This is a genomic window from Hydrogenimonas sp., assembly GCF_029932565.1.
In the GTDB taxonomy this organism is placed as follows: Bacteria; Campylobacterota; Campylobacteria; order Campylobacterales; family Hydrogenimonadaceae; genus Hydrogenimonas.
In genome coordinates this window covers 1-3,810 of the sequence record NZ_JAOZPV010000109.1, presented here as the reverse complement: position 1 = coordinate 3,810, position 3,810 = coordinate 1, and the positions used below count along the sequence as shown (strand labels likewise).

4 protein-coding genes are annotated in these 3,810 nt (G+C 49.3%); all 4 read left to right on the top strand.

Going from position 1 to position 3,810, the window contains the following annotated elements; all coding sequences use genetic code 11:
• The coding region (locus tag Q1K24_RS09400) for a c-type cytochrome (RefSeq protein ID WP_300369354.1) at window positions 1-830 on the top strand (830 nt) is incomplete at its 5' end.
• A 184-nt stretch (window positions 831-1,014) separates the two neighbouring features.
• Entirely contained in the window at window positions 1,015-1,803 is a 789-nt protein-coding gene (locus Q1K24_RS09395; RefSeq protein WP_300369351.1) for a cytochrome C, read from the top strand.
• Between the two features lie 9 nt (window positions 1,804-1,812).
• Entirely contained in the window at window positions 1,813-3,051 is a 1,239-nt protein-coding gene (locus Q1K24_RS09390) for a nitrous oxide reductase family maturation protein NosD (protein ID WP_300369349.1), read from the top strand.
• Window positions 3,048-3,810: 4Fe-4S dicluster domain-containing protein (locus Q1K24_RS09385; protein ID WP_300369346.1), on the top strand; the 763-nt coding region annotated here is incomplete at its 3' end. The genes Q1K24_RS09390 and Q1K24_RS09385, both read left to right, overlap by 4 nt.

The following is a 3,810-nucleotide window of genomic DNA, read 5'->3' as shown; positions in this document are numbered from 1 at the left end:
GTTTCACAGTCGACCAGTACAATGTCCATGCATCGCTGGAACCGGGTAAAACGGTCGCCGTTACGTTCAAAGCGGACCGCGAAGGAGTCTTCCCGTACTACTGTACAGAATTCTGTTCGGCACTGCACCTGGAGATGATGGGTTATCTGATGGTCAAAGACCCGAACAAGAAATATGTCTCTGCACATAAGCTGAAAATGGCGAAAATGTCGCCGGAGCAGCTCAAAGCCGAATATGACAAAATCGTCGCGACCAACGCCGCGACCGACAAAGTCATCCAGAGCGTCGTGAAGTTCCTGAAAGAGAACCATTACGAGAAGTATCCGGTTGTCAAACAACTGGTTGTGGATGCGCTCGATCAGTATGGCAAGATTCCGGAGCAGAAAAAACAGGCTGACAAATACTTCAAAGCGGGTGATTTGGAAAAAGCGATCCTCTTTGAAAACATGATCTGGCAGTACATGGTCAAAACGGCCGATGTCGGTATCCGTGCACGTGACCTGCTTGTTCGCAAAATCGCGACACCGATGAGCGAAGCGGCAAAACGCGGTGAAATTGCTTTCAACGAAGGCGGTTGTGGCGGATGTCACGTCATCGGTAAAGTCTCTTCCGGACCGGATTTGACAGGTGTTCTTCAGCGTCATGAAAACGGTGAGAAATGGGTGGCGGACTTCATCAAAGATCCGAAATCCAAATTCAAAGATCCGTATGTCGAATCGATGATCAACTACTTCAATCTGCGCATGCCGAATCAGGGTATGAGCGATCAGGAGATCAAGGATATCATCGAATACTTCAAGTGGGTCGACGAAAACGCCAACCTCTTCTGATAATGCACGTTTCTTCCCCCTCTTCCTCCGGAGGGGGATTTAAGAAGCTGGCTGAATAACTATATAATTATTCGTCAAAAAATTTGATGAATTATCGATTTCCGATCATTTGACCTGAATCAAATAATTATATGGTTGTTTTGTGTATAATCAACTCCAATTAAATAGAGAAAGGAAACAGACCATGAAGGGTTCATTGACGAAAGCCAGGATTTTCACGTTGCTGGCGTTTGGCCTTCTGATGTATTGGTTCGTTATTCCGGCGGTTTTGACGCATGACGTGGTGGAACTGGCACGGGAAGGAAAAGCGGATCAGATTCCGGAAATTTCGAAAAAAGTCTGGAACTATTACCAGAAATATCAGTACGTCAGTACAACGACGCCGAAAGAGGCCGTGGGTAATCTGGACAAGATGATCGAAGAAGATGCGGAACTGCATGTTGTCTCGGCACCGATTTGGTATGTTGCATTGGAAGCACCCAACTATCCGAAAGAGGCGTTTCCGGAAGGGATTCCGGTCTACTACCATTTCGATGGATTCAGTGGAGATGTGCATGAAATGAATACGATCAACCACTATATCGGGATGGATCCGATGGAACGCGGCGCGCCCTATCTTCGCGCGGCGGCACCCTATGCTCTCGTATTCGTGGCACTTCTGATGGTATATTACATGTTGTACGATTCGAAGATTCTCGATCTGCTGATGTTGATTCCGGTCGTTCTGCCGGCGATATTCCTCGGTTTCTATGCCTACTGGCTCTACTGGTTCGGTCACCACATGCACGACTGGGGGGCATTTAAGATCAAACCGTTTATGCCGACGGTGTTTGGTGACGGGAAGGTGGCACAGTTTACGACCCATTCCTATCCGACGACCGGTTTCTGGCTGCTGCTCGCCATCAGTGCATTGAGTCTTTTGGCGATCATCTCCAAGCGCAAAGCCAGAAAACTGGCGGTGCAGGAAGCGTAGAGAATCTTGATGAAACGTGCGTTGGTGATGATGGCATCCGTGATGGGTCTGATGGCGTCCAACGTTCTGCAGGATGCCATTGACCGTGCCGAGCCCGGTTCCAGACTGGAGCTGCCGGCTGGTGAATATCATGGCAACATCATCATTGGCAAGCCGCTCATTATTGATGGGATAGACCAGCGCGCAAAGATTGTCGGAGAGGGAGAAGGCACAGTCATTAAAATCCGCAGTGACTATGTGACTCTCAAGAATCTGACGATTCTGAATAGCGGTCAGGAGCATGAAAAGGTCGATGCCGGTATCTCGATCAAAGAGGCGAAACATGTGACCGTCGATCATTGCAAAATCGACGACTGCCTCTTTGGCATCGATCTGGAACAGGTTCATGAATCTCGGATTACAGATAACTGGATCCGGTCAAAACCTTTTTCTCTCGGGCTTCGCGGTGATGCGGTGCGGTTATGGTACAGCAATGACAATAATGTGAGCCGAAACCACATCACCTATTCGCGTGATATGGTGGTCTGGTATTCGCACGGCAATGTCATTGCGCACAATTTTGGCGAATACAGCCGGTACTCGCTCCACTTTATGTATGCAGGAAAAAACGATGTGCTCTACAATACCTATGAGCATAATTCGGTCGGCATCTTTTTTATGTATTCACAGGATACCGTTGCAATCGGCAATGTGATAAAGAGTTCGCTTGGAACGACGGGTCTGGGCATCGGGCTCAAGGATGCCAGCAACTTTACGCTGAAAGACAACACGATGATCTATTGTGCGAGGGGACTTTACATCGACCGGTCGCCTTTCCAGCCCGATCAAAACAATACGATAGCAAACAATAAAATCCTCTACAATGCGGAAGGGATTCATTTTCATTCACTCAGCATTTCGAACAACATCGTCGGGAATATCTTCAAAGGCAATATTGAAAATGTCGTGGATGATGATCCGGTGATACTGCATTCGATCCAGAACCATTGGAATGGCAACTACTGGGACGATTACGAAGGATTCGATAAAAACGGGGATGGAATCGGAGACACGCCCTACCATCTTTTCTACTATGCAGATAGAATGTGGCTATTGAATCCCAACATCAAGTTTTTTTATGCGTCGCCGGTCATTACGATCATGAATTTTCTGGCGAAGCTGGCGCCGCTGTCGGAGCCTGTCAAACTGCTGGAAGACAGGCATCCCGTCATGTACGAAAAATATTTGGAAAAGGGAGTTGTACAATGACACCTGAAGAGAAGAGAAAACGCAGAAAGTTTATGCAGCAGATGTCGGGACTTGGTGCATTGGGTCTCGTCGCGGCTGGCGGTATGTTCGGAGGCAAGTATCTGAAGGCGGAGGAGCCGAAACTGCGGCCGCCGGGTGCCGTTCCGGAGGAGGAGTACCTGGGACTCTGCATCAAATGCGGACAGTGTCTGCAGGTCTGCCCCTACGATTCGATTCTGCTGGAAGATATCGATGGCAAGGCCGCAGTCGGAATGGCCTATATCGATCCGCGGAAACGAGGATGCTACCTCTGTGAAGCCTTTCCCTGTATTCTCGCCTGCCCGAGCGGTGCACTTGATCACGAGCACGACAGTATCGAGTTTGTCCACATGGGAATCGCCGTCGTTCACAATCCGGACGGGTGTCTGGCGAAAATCGGAAAACCGGTGCCGGACAGTGCGATCGACCGTATCTACGAGCATACGAAAGTGTTGACAACGGAAGAGAAACGAAGCAGGAAAGTGACAGTGAATCCGAACGATTCGGAAAAGGTACAGCTGCAGAAAGAGGTGCTTCTGAAGCTCGAGAAGCATCGAAACGAAAATCCGTGTACGATCTGTGCCGATCTCTGCCCTTTCCATCCGGACCATACACTGGCGATCGGTATGGTGGATGCCAAAGGGGGCGGTATGCTGCCCGAGATACGGGAGGCATGCAACGGCTGCGGTGCGTGTGTGGAACTTTGTCCGACCGACGTCATCAAGGTGATACCACGCAAGA

Bases quoted from the DNA above. Each gene is read 5' to 3' on its own strand.
- Q1K24_RS09390 (WP_300369349.1), top strand. From the start codon at position 1,813: ATGAAACGTGCGTTGGTGATGATGGCATCCGTGATGGGTCTGATGGCG.
- Q1K24_RS09395 (WP_300369351.1), top strand. From the start codon at position 1,015: ATGAAGGGTTCATTGACGAAAGCCAGGATTTTCACGTTGCTGGCGTTT.